Below are 22,164 nucleotides of genomic sequence, written 5' to 3'. Positions count from 1 at the left end.
CCTGTCTGCAGGACCGGCCCATGTCGGCGCATCGCCTCAGGGCTGAATTCCGAGGGCTTTGCACGCAGGACGGATAAATCCGCAACGCCTAAAATCACCCTTTACAGATTTGATCAAATTATGATTTGCTGCAAGCATAAGCAAGACAAGCCTATCCCATAAGAGCCGTGATCGACGGCCGGGCAGGAACAGCCGGCGGCATGGGCGGAACACGCCCGGACGCCGGTCGAAAAACGGGGAACCGATGACTGAGACCCGCACGAGCGCGGCCCATGGCGGTGCCATCGGCATGCATGGCATCCAGAAATGGTTCGGCCATTTCCAGGCCGTCAACGATGTGACGCTGGATATCCGCCCGAACGAATTCTTCACCCTTCTCGGCCCCTCGGGCTGCGGCAAGACCACACTCTTGCGGATGATCGCCGGCTTCGAGCTGCCGACGGAGGGACAGGTCCTGCTCGACGGCACGGACATTTCCCGCCTTCTGCCGAACCAGCGCCCCGTCAACACCGTCTTCCAGAACTACGCGCTCTTCCCGCATCTTACGGTCGCCGAGAATATCGGGTTCGGCCTCAAGATGCTGGGCAAGCCGAAGGCGGAGATCGACGGCGTCATCAAGGACATGCTGAAGCTCGTGCATCTGGAAGGGCGCGGCGACAACCCGGTGACGCAGCTTTCCGGCGGCCAGCAGCAGCGCGTGGCCCTCGCCCGCGCGCTTGCGCCCCGCCCGAAGGTTCTGCTGCTCGACGAGCCGCTCTCCGCCCTCGACCTGAAGCTGCGCAAGTCCATGCAGATGGAGTTGAAGCGCCTGCAGCTCGAAACCGGCATCACCTTCGTCTTCGTCACCCACGACCAGGAAGAAGCGCTCACCATGTCCGACCGCATCGCCGTCATGTCGACGGGCACTGTGCGGCAGGTCGGCTCGCCCTGGGATATCTACGACCGCCCGGCCGAACGCTTCGTCGCAGACTTCATCGGCGAAACGAATTTCCTCGAGGCCGAGGTGGTCTCGGTCTCCGGCGACAGGGCGCGCGTGCGCCTCTCCTCGGGCGCCGAAATTCCCGCGACCTTCCCGGCCGATCTCACGCCGAGCGGCAAGGTCACCGTGGTCGTCCGTCCCGAGCACGCCCAGGCCGGCGCGCCCTCGTCCGCCTCGCTCCTGCGCGGCACCGTTCGCGAGATCGTCTATCTGGGCACCGACACCCATTTCCACGTCCGCCTCGATGACGGCACGGCCTTCACCGTGCGCCAGCAGAACGCCCGCAGCGGCCATTGCGGCTTTGCCAAGGACGACCCGATCGGCATCACCTTCAGCGACGATGTCGCCCAGATTCTGAGGGACTGACGATGAGCGGCGCACAGGAAGCCGCCCTCGCGGCACAAAAAAAGGATATCCGCTCCCGCTGGCTGCTCAGCGCGCCGGCTCTGCTCATCATCTTCTGCGCCGCCGTCGGCCCGCTTTTCGTCATGCTGTTCTATTCCTTCATGGCGAAGGGCGACTACGGCGACGTCAAGTTTGGGGAATTCTCGCTCGACGGCTGGACCTCGGTGCTCTTCCAGCGCGACATCTTCGACGACACGCTGGGGCTGGCCGACGCCCATCTCTCCATCATCTGGCGCTCGCTCCAGCTTTCCTTCTTCACGACGCTCTTCACCCTGATCCTCGGCTTCCCCACCGCCTATTTCATCGCCACCCGCCCGCAGCACACGCGTGAAGTCTGGGTTTTCCTGGTCACGATCCCGTTCTGGACCAACCTTCTCATCCGCGCCTTCGCGATGCAGCAGGTCATCCGCAACGAAGGCCTCCTGAACAATGCCCTGCTCTGGCTCGGCATCATCAAGCAGCCGCTGCAGATCATGTATACGGACACCGCCAACCTGCTCGGCATGACCTATGTCTACCTGCCGCTCATGGTGCTGCCGCTCTACGCCTCCATCGAGAAACTCGATTTCCGGCTGGTGGAGGCGGGATACGACCTCTATGCGACACGCTTCCAGGTCCTTTGGCGCATCGTCATTCCGCTGGTGAAGCCAGGCCTCATCGCCGGCTCGATCCTCGTCTTCATCCCCTCGCTCGGCGCCTATGTCATTCCGCGCGTGCTCGGCGGCGGCAAGAATATGATGCTCGGCAACCTCATCGAGATGCAGTTCGGCTCGGGCCGCAACTGGCCACTCGGGGCAGCCATGTCCATCACCCTGATGGCGCTGGTGATGATCGCGCTGATCTTCTATGTGAAAAACGCCTCGCGCGGAGGTGCCGGCCATGCGTAGATCGCGCTTCGACATCCGCGCCCAACCCGGCTTCGGCTTCATCACGCTCTTCACCTTCTTCGCGCTCTATCTGCCGATCGCCGCGCTGGTCATCTATTCCTTCAACGGGGCGGAATCGCTCTCGCGCTGGGGTGGCTTCTCCACCCGCTGGTTCGCGGCGGCCTGGCAGAACGACGCCGTTCAGGACGCGGCGATCCGCTCGCTGGTCATCGCGACCTGGGCGGCGCTCATCGCAACTGTCGCGGCCACGATGGCGGCGCTCGCCACGACCCGCACCAGGCCCTATCGCGGCCTGACCTTCAAATACGCGCTCATCAACCAGCCGCTCATGGTGCCGGAAATCGTGACGGCCGTGGCGCTGCTGATCGTCTTCTCGCGCGTCAAGGTCTGGACCGGCTATTCGGGCCTCGGCTACCTGATCGCCGCCCACACGGCCTTCTGCATTCCCTTCGCCTACCTGCCGATCCGCGCCCGCCTCGAAAGCATGGACCTGACGCTGGAGCGGGCGGCGGCCGATCTCTATGCGTCGTCCTGGCAGGCGTTCCGCTATGTCACCCTGCCGCTGCTGCGCCCGGCGATCATCGCCGGCTTCATGCTGGCCTTCGTCATCTCGCTGGACGACGTCGTTATCACGGAATTCGTGAAATCCGGCGGGCAGGACACGCTGCCGACCTACATGCTCGGCCAGCTCCGGCGCGAGACATCGCCCGAGATCAACGCGATCGCGACCGTCTTCCTGGCGCTGTCCACCGCGCTGGTCGTGATCTTCTTCTTCATCAATAGAAAAAAACAGTGACCATCACAGAGAGGAACAGAGAATGACAATGAAATGGATGACCACGACGGCGATGGCGGCCGTTGGCGTGCTGGCCCTTGCCGGCACCGCCTCGGCGGCAGGCGAACTCAACATCTACAACTGGGGCGACTATACCAGCCCGGAACTCATCAAGAAGTTCGAGAAAGAATTCGACGTCAAGGTCACGATCACCGACTACGATTCCAACGACACGGCGCTCGCCAAGGTTCGCGCCGGCGGCCACGGCTTCGACATCGTCGTGCCCTCGGCCAACTACCTCCAGATCTGGGTCAAGGAAGGCCTGCTGCTGGAATCGCGGCCGGACCAGCTCGAAAACTTCAAGAATGTCGACGAGCGCTGGGTGGACGTGCCGTGGGATCCGGGTCGCCACTACAGCGTTCCGTGGCTCTGGGGCCTGACGGGCATCGGCGTCAACACCTCCGTCTACAAGGGCGACATCAACACCTCCGCCATCTTCCTCGACCCGCCGGAAGAGCTGGTCGGCAAGATCAACGTCGCGCCGGAAATGAACGACGTGCTCTTCGCCACGATCAAGTATTTCGGCGGCGACTGGTGCACGATGGACAAGGACATCCTGCGCAAGGTGCGTGACCAGCTCGTCCAGGCCAAGACGAAATGGCTCGCCATGGACTATTCCGTGACGGAGAAGTTCCCCGCCGGCGACTACTCGGCCGTCTACTACTGGAACGGCGCCATCATGCGCTCGCGCCTGAAGAACGCGGACATCAAGTTCGGCCATCCGAAGGAAGGCTTCCCCATCTTCATGGATAGCGTCGCGATCCTGAAGGACGCCAAGAACACCGACAACGCCAAGCTGTTCATGAACTTCATCATGGACCCGGAAAACGCCGCGATGATCTCCGCCTTCGCGAAATATTCCAACGGCATCAAGGGTTCGGAAAAGTTCCTGCCGCCCGAGATGCAGTCCGCGCCGGAACTCGTCATCCCGGAAGAATTCGCCAAGGCCGGCGAGTTCCTGCTGAGCTGCGAGCCGGAGACACAGCAGCTCTACACCAAGATCTGGACCGAACTGCAGAAATAAGCGGCATCGCCCGCGCAAGATGAGGACGGCCCGACGCGGGAAGGCTCCATGCCTTCCCGCGCTTCGGCTGGATTTTTCATGATCAGGACTTTCAAGGACAGGCACGGCTTCGCCCGCGCCGACGTGACCCTCGCCAACTGGCGCACCGCCCCCTACAGCCGCTGGACCTTCCAGAACGTGCGCGACCTCGTGCCGACCGCCGTGATCGCCGCCGAAGTCGCGGCGGCCGAAACGCCGCTGGAAAGCGCCGCCTTCCTCGATGCGACGATGGAGACCGGCCTTGCGGGCGCGCCGACCGCCCGCGCCTTCCTCGACTTCGCCCATACCGACGCCTTCGTCATGATGCGGCGGGGCGAGATCGTCGCAGAATATTATGCGCCGCATGCCGATCCGAATGCGCCGCATCTCGTCTTCTCGATTTCCAAGTCGCTGACGGCGGTCGTCTCCGGCATCCTGGAGACCGAGGGCCTTCTCGACCCCGACCGGCCGGTGACCGATTACCTGCCGGAAGCCAAGGGCAGCGTCTACGGCGACTGCACCTATCGCGACGTGCTGGACATGCGCGTCAGCCTCGATTTCGAGGAAGCCTATCTCGATCCCTACGGCGCATTCGCGCGCTACCGCCGCGCCATGCTGTGGAACCCGCTGATGAAGGACGCCGAGCCGGAAACGCTCGCCTCCTTCCTCCTGACACTCCAGAAGGCCGAGCGACCGCATGGCGGGCCGTTCTACTACGCCTCCCCCAATGCGGACCTCCTCGGCGTCGTCATCGAGCGCGCCACCGGCGCACGCTTCGCCGATCTTGCATCCGATCTTCTCTGGAAGCCGATGGGCGCGAAGGGCAATGCCGATATCACGGTGGACGCCATCGGCACGCCGCGCACGGCCGGCGGCGTCTCCATGACGGCACGCGACCTTGCCCGCCTCGGAGAACTGCTGCGCAACCACGGCGTCCGCAATGGAAGGCAGATCGTGCCCGAAGGCTGGATCCGCGACATGCAGGAGAACGGCGACCGGGAAGCCTGGCGAGAGGGCCGCAATGTCGACCTGCCGAACGGGCGCTACCGCAGCCAGTGGTATCAGTCCGGCGAGGCCGACCACGCCTTTTGTGCTATCGGCATCCACGGCCAATGGCTCTATGTCGATCCCAGCACCGAGACGGTCATCGTCAAGCTCTCCTCCCAGCCGGAACCGCTCGGCGACGAGGAGAACCAGGACAACTTCACCTTCTTCCGGGCGCTCTGCGGCCGGGCCATCTGACGCGAGGAAGACACCATGCAGACCGAAGCGAGCTTCATCATCCGCAATGCGCGGGTGCTGACCATGGACGACGCCAATCCGCGTGCCGCCGCGCTCGCCGTTTCCGGCAACCGCATCCTGGCCGTCGGGTCCGAAGCGCAGATCGACGCCTATAGCGGCCCCGACACCCATGTGATCGACGCGAAGGGGGCGACGGTGCTGCCGGGCTTCAACGAAGCGCATATGCACATCTTCGGCGGTTCGGCGGAACTGCGCGAGCTTTCGCTGATGGGCGTGAAGGGTTTCGACGCGCTCTCGGCGGCGCTGACGACCTATGCCGCCGATTATCCCGACCGCGCGGTGCTGATCGCCCAGCATGCCGACTACACGATCCTTTCCGACGACGAGCGCGTGACGCGCCACCATCTCGACCGCATCCTGCCGGATCGCGCCGTGCTGATCTTCGCGCCGGACCATCACACCGCCTGGGCCAACACGCTGGCGCTGAAGATGGGCGGCATCCTCGAAGGCCGCGATGTCGGCATCGGCAACGAGATCGTCATGGGCGAGGACGGGCTGGCCAACGGGGAGCTGCGCGAGAGCAACGCCATCCGCCCCGTCTCGGCGCTCAGCGAAACGGGCGGGCGCGAAATGCTCGGCGTCGGCACGGGCGGCGACCCGGAGCATGTGACGGCCGAGGAGCGCGCCGCCGATATCGAGATTCTCAAGGAGGGTCTCGCCTATGTCGCCTCGCTCGGCATCACCTCGCTGCAGAACATGGACGGCAGCCTCTACCAGCTCGAAATGCTGGACGAGATCGAGAAGACCGCCGGTCTTCCGGTGCGCGTGCGCATGCCCTTCCACATGAAGAACTTCATGCCGCTCTCCGATATCGAGGCCAAGGCGGCGGCGTGGCGCGAGCGCTTCAACACGGATCGTCTGCGTTCGGATTTCGTAAAGCTCTTCATGGACGGCGTGACGGAATCCGGCACGGCCGTCTTTGTCGACGACTACAGCCACCAGCCCGGCTGGAAGGGTGACCCGCTGTTCTCGCAGGAAAGCTTCGACGCCATCGCCATAACCGCCGACAGGCTCGGCCTGCCGGTCGCCGTGCATGCCATCGGCGACGGCGCGGTACGCATGGTGCTGAACGGCTACGAAGCCGCCATCAAGGCCAATGGCAAGCGCGACAGCCGCAACCGCATCGAGCATATCGAGGTCGTGCATCCGGACGATATTCCGCGCTTCAAGCAGCTCGGCACCGTCGCCTCCATGCAGCCGACCCACCCGCCGGGCAGCGCCGGCCTGCCGCTCGAACCCTACCTCTCCTATATCGGCGAGGAGCGCTGGCCCTATGCATTCGCCTGGCGCACGCTGACCGATGCCGGCGCGCCCATCGTGTTCGCCACCGACTGGCCGGTCTCACCGCTCGACCCGATGCATTGCATCGAATGCGCCATGACCCGCGCGGTCTGGAAGGACGGTATGAAGGACGAAAGGCTCTCCCTGCACGAGACGCTGGCCGCCTATACGAAGAACGGCGCGTGGGTGGAGTTCATGGAGGATCGCAAGGGCATGCTGAAACCCGGCTATCTCGCCGATATCGTCGTGCTTTCGGCCGATGTGGAGGCCGCCGATTTCGCCGATCTCGCAAAAATCCGCCCCGTCACCACGATCTGCGACGGCCGGGTCACCTATCAGGCCTGACGGTCAGGCCGGCCGGCCGAGATCGACGAGATAGGTGTTTTCCGCCCTGGACGTCGCATAGTCGTCGGGGCGGATTGCCGCGAACAGCAGGGTCTCGCCCTCCGCCGGGGCCTCGGCCAGCAGCTTGCCGTCCGGGGCGGCGATGCGCGAGAGGCCGGCATAGGCAAAGCGGTCGTCCGCGCCGCAATGGTTGATATAGGCGACGAAGACCTGGTTTTCGAAGGCGCGGACCTGGATCATGTGATTGGCGATGAAGGTGCCGGACGCGCCTTTCGGCAAGGCGGTCGGGACGACGACGAGGTCGGCGCCGGCCAGCGCCAGCCGGCGCACGTTTTCCGGAAATTCCACGTCGTAGCAGATCAGCATGCCAAGGCGCACGCCGCCAAGCTCCACCATGACCGAGGCGGGGCTGCCGGGTTCGAAGACGGCGCGCTCGTAATCGCCGTAGAGATGGGACTTGCGGTAGACGGCATTGGTGCCGATGCCGTCGGTGAAGAGCGCGCTGTTATAGGTCCGCGCGCCTTCCCGCTCGGCAAAGCCGGCGACGATGGCGATGCCATTGTCCTGCGCGATGGCGCCGAGCCTCACCGCAATGTCGCCCGTCGCCGGCGAGGCGAGGCGGGCAAAGGCGGCATCCCCCGCGCCGTAGCCGGTGACGGCAAGTTCCGGCACGATCAGCAGCGTCGCGCCGCCGCCCGCGGCATCGGCGGCGGCCGCCGCGATACGCTGGAGATTGGCTTCGCCGTCGCCGGCGATGGCATGCATCTGGAGGGCGGCGATCCGCATGGTCTTCCTATTCCTTTGACGGCATGGCGCCGAGCAGCCTCGGCAGGTCGCCGAAGCGGGCGACGAGGCCGAAGATGGTGGCGGCGATCGCGACGAAGAGAACCGTGACCGAGGCCATGGTCGGCGTATAGCCGTAGCGAAGCGCGTTGAAGATCTTGATCGGCAGCGTTTCCATGGTGAAGCCGATCGTCATGTAGGCCACGATATATTCGTTGAGCGACAGCACGAAGGCGAAGGCGTAGCCGGAAACGAGATAGGGCAGGATCAGCGGCAGGACCACGGTGCGGAAGATCGTGCGGTCATCGGCCCCCATGGTCGCGGCGGCTTCCACCAGCGAGCGGTCGATGGAGGAGAAGCCGAGCGAGAGCGTCACCAGCGGCAGCGTCACGAAGAAGATGGCGTGGCTGATGACGGCGGTCACGGGCTGGCCGTAAAAGCCGGTCGTCGCCCAGAAGGTGAGCAGGCCGAGCGCGGTGATGACCGGCGGCAGCGTGAAGGGCGCGATGCCGAGGAGCTGGAAGATATTGGCCCAGGGCGCATCGCGCCGCCAGAGGAACCAGGCGAGCGGCAGCGCGATCAGGAGCGCCACGGCGGCCGAGAGGGCGGCGAGCGTGACCGAGGCGAAAAGCGCGTTGCGCCATTCGACATTGGCGAAGATTTCGCCGTACCAGCCGAGCGAGAAGCCCTGCGGGGGGAAGGCGAGCGTCTGCTTCTCGTTTACCGAGACGCCGGCGACGACGATGATCGGCAGGCAGAGGAAGAGACCGACGAGGCCGAGATAGGCGCGCTGCAGGAAGGTGTTCATGCGGCTTCTCCCTTGCGGCCGGCATAGACCGTGAGCGCGACGAGGCCGAGCGTGACGAGCACGAGGAACACGGCCATGGCGGCGGCGAACGGCATATTGGACTGGTAGATCGCCTGATCGGTGATGAGCACGGAGAGCGTCCAGTGCTGCGGCCGGCCGAGGATCTGCGGCAGGAGATAGGAGCCGAGCGCGAAGATGAAGACCATGATCAGCGTCGCGACGATGGTGTTGCGCAGCGCCGGCACGACGACGGTGAAGAAGGACTTGACCGGGGATGCGCCAAGGGTGCGGGCGGCCTCCGTCAAGGTGGGGTCGAGGCGCACGAGGGCGGGATAGAGCACGAGCACGGTATAGGGCAGCGCCTGATAGACCATGGCCGTCAGCACCGCGCCGAAGCTCGGGTTCAGCGCCACGGCCTCCTTCATGATGCCGAGCGTGACGAGAAGGTTGGTAATGCCGGCGGTGCGCGAGAAGAGCGTCGACCAGGCAAAGCCGATGATGACCTCCGACAGCGACAGGATCGACAGCAGGCCGACCAGCCAGAGCACCTGCGTGCGCCGCTTGGCGCGCGAGAGCAGGTAGGTGAAGGGCACGGCGAGCGCCACGCAGCAGATGGCGACGGTGACGGCCAGCAGGAGCGAGAAGCCCAGCACCTTGCCGAAGAACAGGCTGAGGAAACGGGCGTAATTGTCGAAGACGAAGTCGGCCGAATAGAAGCCGGCCGGATCGCGCTTGAAGAAGGAGACGGCGATCATCGTCGCGAAGGGCACGACGAAGAAGACGATCAGCATGCCCGCCGGAAAGACGAGCGGCCCGTAGTCGGAAAGCTTCTGCGGGGCTTCGCGTCTCATGACTTCAGCACCACGCAATCGGCCGGGTCGAGCTGAATACCGACGGACTGGCCGACGGAGACGTCCGGCCGGGCGTTCGGCATGGAAACGGCGACGATCTGTTTGCCGCCGGCCTCCACGAAGGTTTCCACCGTGCCGCCGAGATCGCGCACGAAGGTGACCGTGCCGGTGATCGCGCCATTGCCGGGGGCGGTGAGGCGCACATCCTCCGGACGCACCGAGAGGATGCCCGAGGTGAGGCCGGAGGGGATGGCGAGACCGGAAACCGGCGCGCCGAGGACGGAGGCGCTTGTCGCATCCGCGGAGAAATCGATGAGGTTCGTCATGCCGATGAAGTCGGCGACGAAGGTGTCGGCCGGACGGCGGTAGATTTCCACCGGCGGGGCGGCCTGGCGGATTTCGCCGCCGCTCATCACGACGACCGTGTCGGCCATGGTCATGGCCTCGCGCTGGTCGTGGGTGACGACGATGGTGGTGATGCCGAGGCGCTGCTGGAGCTGGCGCAGTTCCACCTGCATGGCCTCGCGCAGCTTGGCGTCGAGGGCCGAAAGCGGCTCGTCGAGCAGGAAGAGCTTCGGCGAGATGGCAAGCGCCCGGGCGATGGCGACGCGCTGGCGCTGGCCGCCGGACAGTTTCGCGACGGGGCGATCGGCGTAGCCCGAAAGGTGGATCATCGAAAGAAGCTCGTCGACGCGCTTCTTCTGCTCCTCCTTGCCGACGCCGCGGATGCGCAGCGAATAGGCAATGTTCTCGCCGACCGTCAGATGCGGGAAGAGCGCCAGCGACTGGAAGACCATACCGAGGTCGCGCTTGTGGGTCGGGACATGGGTGATGTCCCGGTCGTCGAGACGGATTTCGCCGCTCGTCGGCAGGTCGAGACCGGCGACCATGCGCATCAGGGTGGTCTTGCCGCAGCCGGACGGGCCGAGCAGGCACACGAAGGTGCCGTGCGGCACCGTGAGCTGCACGTTCTTCACGGCCGTAAACGTGCCGAATTGCTTGGTGACGTTCTGGAGGGTCAGCCCGGACATTGGTTCTCCGCTCGGCGCGTTCGCTGGTCTGGCACCCGGCCGGCGGCCGGGTGCAGGCTCATGGATCGAGGGGCTCTTATCAGCCGACGATCATTTCCGTCCACTTCTGGTTCAGCCAGTCGGCCTTGGTGGTGTAGAGATCGTAGCGCGGGATGATCGGCTCGATATCGGACGAAACCGCGGCGAATTCCTCGGCCGTCAGGTCGAGCAGGTCGCGCTTGACGGTCGGCGCGGTGCCGACCTTGCGCGACAGCAGCGCCTGGATCGACGGCTGGCTCATGTAGTTCATGAAGATATGGGCTTCTTCGACCTTGCTGGAAGCGCGCGACAGCGCCCAGCAGCCCGAGTCCATGATGCCGCCTTCCTTGGGGAAGGTGGAGCGGACCGGATGGCCGTCCTTGGCGGCAAGGCCCGTCACGTCATGATAATACTGGCCCATCGGGATTTCGCCCGACTTCAGCGACTGCTCGAACTGCGCCTCGTCGCGATACCACAGGCGCACGTTCGGGCGGACCTCGGCGAGCTTCTCGAAGGCCTTGAGGATGCCTTCCTCGGTGTCGAGCGCGTTCGTGCCGCCGAAATGGGTCTTGGCGGTCACTTCCAGCAGGAAGGAGTTGGAGACGAGCGCCAGCAGGCCGAGCTTGTCGGCATTGGCCGGATCCCAGAACGCGGCCCAGGAGGTCGGCGCTTCCTTGAAGACATCCGTGTTGGTGACGAGCGTGATGTACCAGGCGACGGCGCCGATGCCGGCCACGCGGCCATCCGGATACTTGTTGATGAAATGCTCGATGAGGTTCGAGGCGTTCGGGATCTTCGCCATGTCGAGCGGGGCCCAAAGCTCGGTGGACTGGCCCTTCAGCATGGCGACCTGCGACATCATGGAAACGTCGGCCGGGGCCTGGCCGGCGCGGGCGGCCTGCTCGAGCTGGACGAGCCAGGCTTCACCCGTCGGCTCGGCGACCGATTCCACGGCGATGCCCGTCGCCTTGGTGAAATCGCCGAAGATGTTCTTGTCGAAGGAATCCTTGAAATAGCCGCCGTAGACGCCGACCTTCAGCGACCGTTCCTGCGCGCGCAGGACCGCGGGCATAGCAAGCAGCGAAGCGCCGGCAACGCCAGCGCCGAGCACGGCGCGGCGGCTGACATTGGTCTTGAGGATATCACGCATGGTCGTCTTTCTCCTTGTAGGCCGGCCGGTCGATCCCGCCGGGCTGTTCCCGTTGTCGCCATTCTATGCCAGCCGGTCGCCGGCACGGAAGGGGCGAAAGCCGCCGGGATCAGGAATTTCGGGAAGAAGGCCCGGCATCGCCTGCCGCGCATCGCGCCCTCGCCCCCATTGAGGGCGGAGCCTTGAGCCTCCCGATCCGTTCCCCGGGGCTACGCCCTCGTTTTTCATATTATCGTTATAAAACGTCTGGAAAATCAATTGACATTGTTATAGCGTTTCCGGTGAGAAAAATTCACATATCGGGTTCGTTTTCATGGCCTCGCGCCTGCCGCCGCTCAATCCCCTGCGCGCCTTCGAGGCCACCGTCCGCCGGGGTTCCGTCTCGGCCGCCGCCCGGGAATTGAGCGTCACGCACGGCGCGATCAGCCACCAGATCCGCGCGCTGGAAGAAGCGCTCGGCATGGCGCTCTTCGAGCGCGGCGGCAAGCGGCTGAAGCTGACGCCGCAGGGCGCGCTGCTGCTGCCGGCCGTCACCAACGCCTTCGGGGAGATCGCGGCGGCGACCGCGCTCATGCGCCAGCCGGAAACGCGCGGCGAGATCACCATCGCCTGCGTGCCGGCCCTGCTCTCGCTCTGGCTGCTCCCGCGCCTCGACACTTTCACCGACCAGTTTCCCGGCGTGCGCGTCTCGCTGATCGCCTCCAACGACGCCGATCACCTGCGTTCGCTGGATACCGACGTCTGCGTCTTCTACGGCGACGGCAACTGGCCGGACTGCTGGACGCGGCTGTGGTCCAATATCCAGCTCTTCCCGGTCGCAAGCCCGACGCTGCTCAACAGCCGGCCGCTGCGCTCCGTGCGCGACCTTGCCGACCACACGCTCTTTCACGGCGACGACGGGCGCGAGTGGAACACCTGGCTTGCGGCGGCCGACGCCATCGACATGGTGCGCGGCAGCCAGCATTTCATGAGCGACGCCCGCCTTTCCACCGAGGCCGCGCTGCATGGCCACGGCATCGCGCTCGGCGATACGATCACGGCCGGCAACCTCATCGCCCGCGGCGAACTGGTCGTGCCCTTCGACCTGACGGTGCCGGCCAACCACGCCTTCTACGTCGCCTGCCGGCAATCCGCCCGCCAGACGCCGATCGTCAAGGTGTTCATCGACTGGCTCTTCGCCTCGCTGGAGGAGGCCCTGCCCGAACCGCAGGCCTCCGCCCGCATGCTGCTGCGCGGCCGCGCCCGCACGGCCGAACCCCATCGCCCCCTCCCGGCCCCGGCACCGCGCCGCACGGCCTCCAGCCCCCAGCGCAAGACCCGCGCCTGACCTTCAGAGACACGCCCATGGCCCGCTTCAATCCGCTCGTCGAAACCCTCGCCGCACCGCCGATCCCCTCCGTCTTCGCCTGGGCCGCCGCCTATGACGGCCGCAACGGGCCGATGATCGACCTGTCGCAGGCCGTGCCCGGCTATCCGCCGCATCCGGAAATGCTGCGCCTCCTCGGCGAAAACGCCGCCTCCCGCGCCTATACCGGCTACGGCCCCATCGAGGGCGAGGACAGCCTGCGCGCGGCCTATGCGGCCTACCTGCGCGAGACCTATGGCGCGCCGCTCGCGGCCGATAATGTCCACATCACCTCCGGCTGCAACCAGGCCTTCATCTGCGCCGCCATGGCGATTGCCGGGGCGGGCGACGCCGTGCTGATGAGCGATCCCTATTACTTCAACCAGGAAACCACCCTTGCCATGCTCGGCATCAAGACGCGGTTCGCGCCCTGCGACCCGCAGAACGGTTTCCTGCCGGATATCGACGCGCTTGCCGCCGCCATCGCGCCGGATGTACGGGCCATCGCGCTCGTCTCCCCGAACAACCCGACGGGGGCGGTCTATCCGCCGGCGCTGCTTTCGGCCATCTACGACCTGTGCGCCGCGCGCGGCATCTGGCTCATTCTCGACGAGACCTATCGCGACTTCCTGCCTGCCGGCGCGGGCCGCCCGCACGAGCTGTTCGGCCGCAAGGGCTGGGAAGAAACGCTGATCGGCCTCTACAGCTTCTCGAAATCCTTCTGCATTCCCGGTCACCGCCTCGGCGCCATCACGGCCGGCCCCGCCGTCGTCGAGCAGGTGGCGAAGATCATGGACAATCTCCAGATCTGCCCGCCGCGCTCGGCCCAGGCAGCCGTCGCAACCGCCCTGCCGCTTCTTGCCGACTGGCGCGAGGAGAACCGGCGCGAGATCGCCCGCCGCGTGGAGGCGCTGCGCGCCGCCATGGCCGGCGCTCCGGCCTGGCGCATCGGCGCGGTCGGCGCCTATTTCGCCTTCATCGGCCATCCGTTCGACGGCGTCTCCTCGGCAAGGGTGGCGGAGAAGCTCGCCAAGGAAGCCGGCATCCTCTGCCTTCCCGGCAGCTATTTCGGCGCGCGGCAGGAAGGCTATCTGCGCTTTGCCTTCGCCAATGCCGATGTCGACACGATCGGCCTGCTGCAGGACCGCCTCCGGCGATTCGCCCTCGATTGAGAGACCTGCCATCAAGGATTGAGTGACGCCGATCTGAAATAAACGTCAGGCGTGGGCGCGGAATTGGTTTTTGGCAAAAACATTTCTCATCCATGGATTGCGCGTAGAAAATTCCTGCAATCGTGCGAGGCGTATCTTGCGCCGGCCATCTGTACCTTTATGGTCCACTCCAGACCGCATGCCGGGACCCGCCCGGCGCGGCCGGGGATCGCCAAGCCTTGGAAAAGATAAGTGAAACTTACGAACCAGCGCCCGACGACGCGCTCGACACCTCCGCCGTCGCCCAAAGCGTGACGCACCAGCTCCGGCGGGCGCACGGCCAGTTCACGAACCGTTTCCTGCTGCACTTTTCCAGACTGAGCCTGCGCCCCGCCGAGTTCAGCGTCCTGTCCCTCATCGCGCAGAATCCCGGGCGGAAGCAATCGGAGATTGCGGCGGCGCTCGGCATCCAGCGGGCGAATTTCGTGGTGCTGATGAACGAGCTGGAAAGCCGGTGCCTGACGGAACGACGCAGCGCCCCGAACGACCGCCGCTCCCATGCCATCCACCTGACCCCGGACGGGGAAAGCCTGCTGGCCGACGCCCGGCGCGCCGAGGCGGATTTCGAGGCGGACTGTCTGGAGCGGCTGGGCGGCACGCGCGCCCGCGACCAGTTCCTCACCCTTCTGCGACGTCTTCTCGGATAGGCTCTTGACCTTGCCATGGGGGAAGGCTTCAGCATGCGGGCACATAACAGGAGACTGCCCATGAGCAACGACGCCACCCTCGCCTTCACCGTTTCCGACATGACCTGCGGCCACTGCGCCAAGACGATCACCAACGCCGTCCTCGCGTCCTATCCGTCCGCCAAGATCGACATCGACCTCGCCTCCAAGCGCGTCTCCATCGCCAATGCCGGCGACCGAGCCGCCGTCGCCTCCGTCATCGAGGCGGAGGGCTATTCGCCGGCCGACGCGTGACGCGGCGAAAAGACGCTTGACCTTGACATGATGGGAAGGTGCACGATCTATCCTGACAGGATGAAAGGTGCACCATGCTCACCGCAAACGACCAGCGAACCATCAAGCTTTCCATCTCCGACATGACCTGCGCCTCCTGCGTGCGCCGGGTGGAGAAGGCCATCGAAAAGGTGCCGGGCGTTGCCGGCGCCGCCGTCAACCTCGCGACGGAAAAGGCCGACGTGACCTTTGCCGGCGCACCCGATGCGGCGGCGGTCGCCGAGGCGGTGCGCAAGGCGGGCTACGGCGTCGCCGAGGAAGTGCTGGAATTTCCCGTCGAGGGCATGACCTGCGCCTCCTGCATCGGCCGCGTCGAAAAGGCGCTGAAGGCCGTGCCCGGCGTGCTGGAGGCCACGGCCAATCTGGCGCAGGAGCGCGCCCGCGTGCGTCTTCTCAAGGGGACGGCTTCCTTCGAGGATCTGGCCGCCGCCATCGAGAAGACGGGATACAGGGCCATTCGCGAGACGGCCGCCGCCCCCGAGGAAGACCGGCGGGCCGCCGAGGCGAAGACCCTGCGGCGCGATCTCGTGATCGCCGCCGTCCTCACCGCTCCGCTCTTCGTCATGGAGATGGGCGCGCACGCCTTCCCCTCCTTCGGCCATACCATCCATGAAACGCTCGGCATGCAGACGAGCCGGGTGATCCAGTTCGTGCTGGCGACGCTTGTGCTTCTCGGCCCAGGGCTGCGCTTCTTCCGCAAGGGCATTCCGAGCCTGCGGCGCCTTGCGCCGGACATGAATTCGCTCGTCGTCATCGGCACCTTCGCCGCCTGGAGCTTTTCCACCGTCGCGACCTTCGCGCCCGGCCTGCTGCCGGGCGGCACGGCCAATGTCTATTTCGAGGCAGCCGCCGTCATCGTGACGCTCATCCTCGCCGGGCGCTATCTGGAGGCGCGCGCCAAGGGGCGCACCGGCGAGGCGATCCGCCATCTTGCCGGCCTGCGGGCGAAATCGGCCCGCGTGCTGCGCGACGGCAAGGCCGAGGACGTGCCGTTGGAAAGCGTCGTGCCCGGCGATATCGTGCTGGTGCGGCCAGGCGAGAAAGTCCCGGTCGACGGCGAGGTGACGGACGGCAGCTCCTATGTCGACGAATCCATGATCACCGGCGAGCCGATGCCCGTCGCGCGCCAGACGGGCGACCGGGTGACAGGCGGCACGGTCAACACGACCGGCTCCCTCACCTTCCGCGCCACCCGCGTCGGGGCCGATACGGTGCTTTCGCAGATCATCCGCATGGTGGAAGACGCGCAGGCGGCCAAGCTGCCGATCCAGGCGCTGGTCGACCGCGTGACGCAATGGTTCGTGCCGGCGGTCATCGCCGTCGCGCTTCTGACCTTCGGCCTCTGGCTGGCGCTGGGGCCGAGCCCGGTTCTCGCCCATGCGCTGGTCAATGCCGTCGCCGTGCTCATCATCGCCTGCCCCTGCGCCATGGGGCTTGCGACGCCCACCTCCATCATCACCGGCACCGGGCGGGCGGCGGAACTCGGCGTGCTCTTCCGCCAGGGCACGGCGCTCCAGACGCTGGAGGGCACCGATATCGTCGCCGTCGACAAGACCGGCACGCTGACGCTCGGCCATCCGACGCTGACGGAAATCGTGCCGGCGGAAGGTTTTTCGCGCGCGGACGTCCTCATGCTGGTCGCCGCCGCCGAGGTGCATTCCGAGCACCCGATCGCCATCGCCATCCATGAGGCGGCGGTGGCCGAGGGCATCGAGCTTCCGGCTGCCTCCAGTTTCGTCACCACTTCGGGACAGGGTATTTTCGCCGAGGTTTCAGGCCGCAAGGTGGAGGCCGGCTCGGTCGGCTTCATGCAGGCGCGCGGCCTCGATGTCGCGCCCTTCGCCGGCGATGCCGAGCGGCTGGCCGCCGAAGGCGCCTCGCCGCTTTACGCTGCCGTCGACGGCAGGCTCGCCGCCCTTTTCGCCGTCACCGATCCCGTGAAGCCGACGACGAAAGAGGCCGTCGCCAGCCTCAAGGCGCTCGGCATCGAGGTGGCGATGATCACCGGCGACAACCGCCGCACCGCCGAGGCTGTCGCGGCCAAGCTCGGCATCACCAAAGTGAAGGCGGAGGTGCTGCCGGACGGCAAGGTCGCGGCGGTGCGCGACCTTTCGGCGGGCGGCGCGAAAAAGGTCGCCTTCGTCGGCGACGGCATCAACGATGCACCGGCGCTCGCCGCCGCCGATACGGGCATCGCCATCGGCACCGGCACGGACGTCGCCATCGAAAGCGCCGACGTGGTGCTGATGGCCGGCGACATGCGGGGCGTCGCCACCGGCATCGCCCTGTCGCGGGCGACGATGCGCAACATCCGCCAGAATCTCTTCTGGGCCTTCGGCTACAATGTCGCGCTCATTCCGCTTGCCGCCGGCCTCTTCTACCCGGCCTTCGGCATCCAGCTTTCGCCGGCGCTGGCGGCGGGCGCCATGGCGCTCTCCAGCGTCTTCGTGGTTACCAACGCGCTGCGGCTGAAACGCTTTACGGGAGCAACGGCATGAATATCGGCGAAGCGGCGGAGGCGACAGGCGTCACCGCCAAGATGATCCGGCACTACGAACAGATCGGCCTCATCCGCGCCGCCGGCCGCACCGGCTCCGGTTACCGCGTCTACGGCCCCAAGGACCTCTCCACGCTCTCCTTCATCCGCCGCGCCCGCGACCTCGGCTTCTCCATCGCCCAGATCCGCGACCTCCTCACCCTCTGGCAGGACCGCGCCCGCGCCTCCGCCGACGTCAAGCGCATCGCCAGCGCACATATCGACGAGATGAAGGCCAAGATGCAGCTTCTGCAGGAGATGGTACACACGCTGGAACACCTCTCCGCCCATTGCCACGGCGACGACCGGCCGGACTGCCCAATCCTGGAGCAGCTTGCGCGCGGGAAGGGCGAGGAGGAGTGCTGTTAATTAGCTGTCCAGCCAGTTTTCGAGCCGGAGATCGGGATAGGCCGTGAAGTCGCGAATGTTGTTGGTGACGAGCACGGCGTCGGCCGCGATGGCGTGCGCGGCGATCAGCTTGTCGAGATGATCGGACCTGCGCTCGCGCGTCGCCAGACGCGCCGGTCCATAGGCGTCCCCCGCGAGCCGGTCGAAGGGCAGGACGGGGATCAGCTCCACGAGATCCTTGAGGTTGCCGCCTTCCCGCGCCGGATCGCGCGCAACGGCAACGCCGTATTGCAATTCGGCATAGGTAATGGCGGACATCACGACATCGCCTACCTGGCATGCCGCAAAGCGGCGCGCCACCGCTTCCGGCTGGTTCTTCATCAGGTAGATGCACATGTTCGTGTCGAGCATGTAGCGCGGCATTACAGCGTATCCCGCTCCGCCTGCCCCTGCTCACCGCGCCCCTCGGCCATGAAATCCGGCGAGAAACGCGCGAAGCGGTCGAGAACCCCGGCAAGCGAACGCCTTGCCGGGCGGATGCGCAATTCATCGCCGACGCGCTCGATTTCCATCTCGACATCGGTGTTGTCGTAAGCGAGGTCCGACGGGATACGGACCGCCTGGGAATTGCCGTTTCGAAAGACACGGGTCTTGTGCATGGCGTTCTCCTTCTATGGAGGCATAGCACAGAAACGACGTGACGTACACACTTTCGTATGTACTATGCCGCCGCCGAAAGGTGCTCGTGCACGGCGAGCCAGCGGCCGGCGGGATCGCGGGCGAAGACGATGGTTTCGCGTTCGTGGTTCGTCAGCCTTTCGCCACCTATCGAAAGCTCCGTCTCGACGGCGTGGGTGAAGATGGCGACCTCGCCGAGAAGCTGGACGTGGCGGTCCGTCGAGCGGCAGGCGTGGATGCGAAAACCGTCGCGTTCCTCCCAGAGCGCCCATTCGTCCTCATAGGCGGCGCGGCCGTCGAGGGGGCGGTCGAGATTGTAGAAGAGGAAGGTCGCCTGCGGGGCGAAGGCGGCGAAATAGGCGGCGCGGTCGTGGCGGGCGAAGGCGGCCACCAGTGCGTCGGCGGCGGCAAGGACGGCGGCTTGCGGGTCGGTCATACGGGTTTCCGGGGTCAGACGATCTTGACGGAGCTGATAAGGGCGGCAATCGGCGCGTGCTGGGCCTCGACGCGCGCCTTCAGTTCCTCGATCGACATGGCGTCCACCTTGCAGAACTCGATGAACATCATGTTGAGGTTGTTGAAGAAGACCTCGCCCATGGCCCTGGCGTCCACGCCCGCATGAACGACGCCGCGCGCCTGCAGGGTCTCCACAAGCCGCACGACCTGGGCGCAAAGCTGGCCGTCCAGCTCGGTGTAGCGGCGGGAAAGCGGGGTTTCGGGCTGCTGGATGGAGATCGCCATCGCCGTGCGCCACATCTCCTTGGAGAGATAGACGAGGGAATGGTCGTAATATTGCTCGATCAGCGTCTGCAACGCCTCGGCGACATTGAGCGGGGGGCTTGCAACGATGCGCGCGCCGCCCTCCAGCACCTCCATCACCTCCATCGCCACGGTGGCGACGAGGATATCGCCTTTGTTCTGGTAATAGTTGTAGAGTGTGCCGACGGAGACCTCGGCCATCTCCGCAATGTCCTCGATGCGGGCGCTGTCATAACCCTGCTCGCGGAACAGGGTGGCCGCGGAATCGAGGATACGACGCGTCTTGTCCGCCTTCTGTTTCGCCCGCAATCCGGCCATGGGAACCTCCGCTGAATCTCTTCAAAAATGAGATTGACTTAAAAAATGAACTCGTTCAATCTTTTTCTCAAGACGCCGCAACGAGCGTCACAAGCAAGGCCACGCGCCTTCAGCCAGAGGGAAAGACGATGACGAAAACCGTTTCCGGCGGCTTCGCCCGCCGCATGCTTCTTGCCACCGCAGCAGCCGCCACCCTTGTACCCGCCGGGGCGATGGCGCAGGACGAGCTGAACGCCCTCGTCTGGTGCGACCACACCGACCCGGCGCTGGTCGAGCCGTTCGAGAAGGCCAACAACGTCAAGGTGAACCTCAAGGAATACGAGGGCACGGGCGCGGCGATCTCGATCATCGAGCAGTCCCGTCCGGGCGACTGGGACGTGCTGGTCATCGACGCCGTCGACGTGCCGCGCGCCATCGACATGGACATTCTCGGCGAAATGCCGGCCGACAAGCTGCCGCTCGGCGACCTCTTCCCCGAAGTGCGCATGGACGAGACGACGACCCGCGACGGCAAGGTCTACGCCGTCACGGAAAAGTTCGGCTACAACACGATCTCCTACGACAAGACGAAGGTCGACCCGGCCGACATGGAAGACCTCACGGTGATGTGGTCGGACAAGTACAAGGGCCGTATCGCGCTCTATGACTACTATCTTCCCATGGTCGGCCTGACGGGCGTCGCCATCGGCAAGAAGACGGCCGACCTCACGCAGGACGACCTGCCGGCGATCAAGGAAAAGCTCTTCGAGATGAAGAAAGTCTCCCGCCAGGTGAGCGACGTCGTCGCCTCGCAGACGGCGCTGGCGACCGGCGAAGTCGACATCGTCGCCGGCGGCGGCGAGTGGCTGACGGCCGGGCTTTCGGCGGAAAAGCCGAATCTCGACTGGACGATCCCCAAGCAGGGCGCGCTGCGCTGGGCGCAGTCCATCGGCGTGTTCAAGAATTCCGAAAAGCAGGATCTGGCGCTGAAATTCGTGCAGTATATCGTCAGCCCCGAGGGGCAGGCACGGCTTGCGACCTCCTCCTGCTACTGGGCCATGCCGGCGAACGCCAAGGCCGGCGAGCACCTCACCGACCAGCAGAAGACGGCGCTGCGTTGGGACAAGCAGCCGGAATACCTGAAGAATTCGCAGCTCTATCCGGTGGCGGATGCCGACATGGATGCGGCGATGCAGGATATCTGGACGGAGATGCTGCAGCAGTAAGGCACGAAGCATACCGCCACGCACGCAGATTGCTTCACAAGGTTGCCCCTCACCCTACCCCTCTCCCCGCAAGCGGGGAGAGGGGACTTGCCCTGTGAACTGTGACAGGGTGGGATACGGTGCGGCATATACCTTTTCCCCGCCTGCGGGAAGAATATGCCGGCGGGCGGATGAAGGGCGAAGCCGTAGGGCGCGTCCGTAAAGCGCGAACGGAGACCCACCCCATGACCGCCACAGCCCTCGAACGCGCGGAGCGCCGCAAGGCATGGGCCTTTGCCCTGCCGGGGCTGCTCTGGACCGCGCTGTTCTTCCTCGTGCCCTTCGCCTACATGGTGGCGATCAGCTTCTGGACGCGGCAGGGGCGCGAGATCGTCGCGACCTGGACGCTCGACAACTATGTCGCCTTCTTCCAGAAGGCGCATTTCTTCAAGGGGCTGGTGGTCTCGCTGGAAATCACCGCGACCGTCACCGTCATTTCCGTGCTACTCGCCTATCCGCTTGCCTGGATCATCGCCGAGCGGGTGCCGAAGAAATGGCAGCGCTTCGCCCTCGTCATGGCGATCCTGCCGTTCTGGACCTCCTATGTGGTGCGCTCCTATTCCTGGCTGCTGGTGCTCTCCAAGGGCGGCGTCGTCAACCAGACGCTACTCTCCATCGGCATCATCGCCGAACCGCTGGAGCTTTCGGCCAATCGCACCGGCACGGTGATCGGCTTCGTGCATTTCTTCGTCATGCTGCTGACGCTGACGATCTACGCCAACCTCATCCAGCTTTCGCCGAATTATCGCCGCGCGGCGGCGGACCTCGGGGCGAACGCCTTCCAGACCTTCTGGCATGTCGTGCTGCCGCTGACGCTGCCGGGCATCATGGTCGGCGCGTTCCTGACCTTCGTGCTGTGCATCGGCGACTACATCACGCCGCAGATTCTCGGCGGCAACAACGAGCTGGTGCTGCCGCAGGTCATCATGCTGCAACTCGGCCGGCGGGCGGATTTCCCGATGGCGGCGGCGCTTTCGCTGGTGCTGATGGCGGTGGTGACGCTCGCCTATATCGCCTGCGCGCGCTGGCTGAAGATGGAAAGGACCTGA

Annotated in this window: 23 protein-coding genes; 14 read left to right on the top strand and 9 right to left on the bottom strand. The window is 65.5% G+C overall.

Going from position 1 to position 22,164, the window contains the following annotated elements:
- The first annotated feature begins 289 nt into the window (after nt 1-289).
- The 6 genes from K8M09_RS20250 to K8M09_RS20225 all read left to right on the top strand — a co-directional run bounded on the left by K8M09_RS20250 (nt 290) and on the right by K8M09_RS20225 (nt 7,076).
- Nucleotides 290-1,345, top strand: a complete 1,056-nt coding sequence (locus tag K8M09_RS20250; RefSeq protein WP_229342502.1) for an ABC transporter ATP-binding protein — start codon at nt 290-292, stop codon at nt 1,343-1,345.
- 2 nt (nt 1,346-1,347) lie between these two features.
- Nucleotides 1,348-2,271: an ABC transporter permease gene (locus tag K8M09_RS20245; protein ID WP_160785756.1), complete on the top strand. Its 924-nt coding sequence runs from the start codon at nt 1,348-1,350 to the stop codon at nt 2,269-2,271.
- Nucleotides 2,264-3,067, top strand: a complete 804-nt coding sequence (locus K8M09_RS20240; protein ID WP_160785757.1) for an ABC transporter permease — start codon at nt 2,264-2,266, stop codon at nt 3,065-3,067. The genes K8M09_RS20245 and K8M09_RS20240 overlap by 8 nt, the downstream gene beginning before the upstream one ends.
- Nucleotides 3,068-3,095: 28 nt before the next feature.
- Nucleotides 3,096-4,130: an extracellular solute-binding protein gene (locus K8M09_RS20235; protein WP_160785914.1), complete on the top strand. Its 1,035-nt coding sequence runs from the start codon at nt 3,096-3,098 to the stop codon at nt 4,128-4,130.
- 78 nt (nt 4,131-4,208) lie between these two features.
- On the top strand, nt 4,209-5,390 hold the full coding sequence (locus K8M09_RS20230) for a serine hydrolase domain-containing protein (RefSeq protein WP_160785758.1): 1,182 nt from the start codon (nt 4,209-4,211) through the stop codon (nt 5,388-5,390).
- Between the two features lie 15 nt (nt 5,391-5,405).
- Nucleotides 5,406-7,076, top strand: coding sequence for an amidohydrolase (locus K8M09_RS20225; RefSeq protein WP_160785759.1), 1,671 nt, complete (start codon nt 5,406-5,408; stop codon nt 7,074-7,076).
- A 3-nt stretch (nt 7,077-7,079) separates the two neighbouring features.
- Here the strand turns inward: K8M09_RS20225 and K8M09_RS20220 are convergent, their stop codons facing one another.
- From K8M09_RS20220 to K8M09_RS20200, 5 genes are all read right to left on the bottom strand, one after another.
- Entirely contained in the window at nt 7,080-7,862 is a 783-nt protein-coding gene (locus tag K8M09_RS20220; protein WP_160785760.1) for a carbon-nitrogen hydrolase family protein, read from the bottom strand.
- 7 nt (nt 7,863-7,869) lie between these two features.
- Nucleotides 7,870-8,667 carry an ABC transporter permease gene (locus K8M09_RS20215; RefSeq protein ID WP_160785761.1) on the bottom strand — a complete coding sequence of 266 codons (798 nt, stop codon included), beginning with the start codon at nt 8,665-8,667 and terminating at the stop codon, nt 7,870-7,872.
- Entirely contained in the window at nt 8,664-9,518 is an 855-nt protein-coding gene (locus K8M09_RS20210; RefSeq protein WP_160785762.1) for an ABC transporter permease, read from the bottom strand. Before K8M09_RS20210 ends, K8M09_RS20215 begins: the two co-directional genes overlap by 4 nt.
- Nucleotides 9,515-10,549: an ABC transporter ATP-binding protein gene (locus K8M09_RS20205; RefSeq protein WP_160785763.1), complete on the bottom strand. Its 1,035-nt coding sequence runs from the start codon at nt 10,547-10,549 to the stop codon at nt 9,515-9,517. Before K8M09_RS20205 ends, K8M09_RS20210 begins: the two co-directional genes overlap by 4 nt.
- Before the next feature lie 79 nt (nt 10,550-10,628).
- Complete coding sequence (locus K8M09_RS20200) at nt 10,629-11,717, bottom strand: ABC transporter substrate-binding protein (RefSeq protein ID WP_160785764.1); 1,089 nt, start codon at nt 11,715-11,717, stop codon at nt 10,629-10,631.
- Between the two features lie 313 nt (nt 11,718-12,030).
- On the opposite strand from K8M09_RS20200, the gene K8M09_RS20195 reads away from it, so the two are divergent.
- The 6 genes from K8M09_RS20195 (at nt 12,031) to cueR (ending at nt 18,137) form a co-directional block, all read left to right on the top strand.
- Complete coding sequence (locus K8M09_RS20195; RefSeq protein WP_160785765.1) at nt 12,031-13,044, top strand: LysR substrate-binding domain-containing protein; 1,014 nt, start codon at nt 12,031-12,033, stop codon at nt 13,042-13,044.
- Between the two features lie 17 nt (nt 13,045-13,061).
- The gene (locus K8M09_RS20190) at nt 13,062-14,234 is read left to right on the top strand and encodes an aminotransferase (RefSeq protein WP_160785766.1); all 1,173 of its coding nucleotides are present in this window, start codon (nt 13,062-13,064) and stop codon (nt 14,232-14,234) included.
- 218 nt (nt 14,235-14,452) lie between these two features.
- On the top strand, nt 14,453-14,920 hold the full coding sequence (locus K8M09_RS20185; protein ID WP_160785767.1) for a MarR family winged helix-turn-helix transcriptional regulator: 468 nt from the start codon (nt 14,453-14,455) through the stop codon (nt 14,918-14,920).
- Nucleotides 14,921-14,980: 60 nt separating this feature from the next.
- Entirely contained in the window at nt 14,981-15,193 is a 213-nt protein-coding gene (locus K8M09_RS20180; RefSeq protein ID WP_160785768.1) for a heavy-metal-associated domain-containing protein, read from the top strand.
- A gap of 74 nt (nt 15,194-15,267) precedes the next feature.
- Entirely contained in the window at nt 15,268-17,730 is a 2,463-nt protein-coding gene (locus K8M09_RS20175; protein ID WP_160785769.1) for a heavy metal translocating P-type ATPase, read from the top strand.
- The gene (cueR, locus tag K8M09_RS20170) at nt 17,727-18,137 is read left to right on the top strand and encodes a Cu(I)-responsive transcriptional regulator (RefSeq protein ID WP_160785770.1); all 411 of its coding nucleotides are present in this window, start codon (nt 17,727-17,729) and stop codon (nt 18,135-18,137) included. The genes K8M09_RS20175 and cueR overlap by 4 nt, the downstream gene beginning before the upstream one ends.
- Here cueR and K8M09_RS20165 read toward each other — a convergent pair whose 3' ends face one another.
- The 4 genes from K8M09_RS20165 to K8M09_RS20150 all read right to left on the bottom strand — a co-directional run bounded on the left by K8M09_RS20165 (nt 18,138) and on the right by K8M09_RS20150 (nt 19,871).
- Nucleotides 18,138-18,539, bottom strand: a complete 402-nt coding sequence (locus K8M09_RS20165; protein WP_160785771.1) for a type II toxin-antitoxin system VapC family toxin — start codon at nt 18,537-18,539, stop codon at nt 18,138-18,140.
- A complete protein-coding gene (locus K8M09_RS20160; protein WP_160785772.1) occupies nt 18,539-18,775 on the bottom strand; it encodes an antitoxin in 237 nt (78 codons plus the stop codon). Before K8M09_RS20160 ends, K8M09_RS20165 begins: the two co-directional genes overlap by 1 nt.
- Nucleotides 18,776-18,837: 62 nt before the next feature.
- Nucleotides 18,838-19,230: a YybH family protein gene (locus K8M09_RS20155; RefSeq protein ID WP_160785773.1), complete on the bottom strand. Its 393-nt coding sequence runs from the start codon at nt 19,228-19,230 to the stop codon at nt 18,838-18,840.
- A gap of 14 nt (nt 19,231-19,244) precedes the next feature.
- On the bottom strand, nt 19,245-19,871 hold the full coding sequence (locus tag K8M09_RS20150) for a TetR/AcrR family transcriptional regulator (protein WP_160785774.1): 627 nt from the start codon (nt 19,869-19,871) through the stop codon (nt 19,245-19,247).
- Between the two features lie 128 nt (nt 19,872-19,999).
- Here K8M09_RS20150 and K8M09_RS20145 point away from each other — a divergent pair, with 128 nt between their 5' ends.
- Together K8M09_RS20145 and K8M09_RS20140 are read left to right on the top strand one after the other, a co-directional pair.
- Nucleotides 20,000-21,076, top strand: a complete 1,077-nt coding sequence (locus tag K8M09_RS20145) for a polyamine ABC transporter substrate-binding protein (protein WP_160785775.1) — start codon at nt 20,000-20,002, stop codon at nt 21,074-21,076.
- Between the two features lie 224 nt (nt 21,077-21,300).
- Nucleotides 21,301-22,164, top strand: a complete 864-nt coding sequence (locus K8M09_RS20140; protein ID WP_160785776.1) for an ABC transporter permease — start codon at nt 21,301-21,303, stop codon at nt 22,162-22,164.

Origin of the sequence: Shinella zoogloeoides, from assembly GCF_020883495.1 — a bacterium.
In the GTDB taxonomy this organism is placed as follows: Bacteria; Pseudomonadota; Alphaproteobacteria; order Rhizobiales; family Rhizobiaceae; genus Shinella; species Shinella zoogloeoides.
The sequence above is the reverse complement of the archived record's forward strand: the minus strand, read 5'-3'. Positions and strand labels throughout refer to the sequence as shown.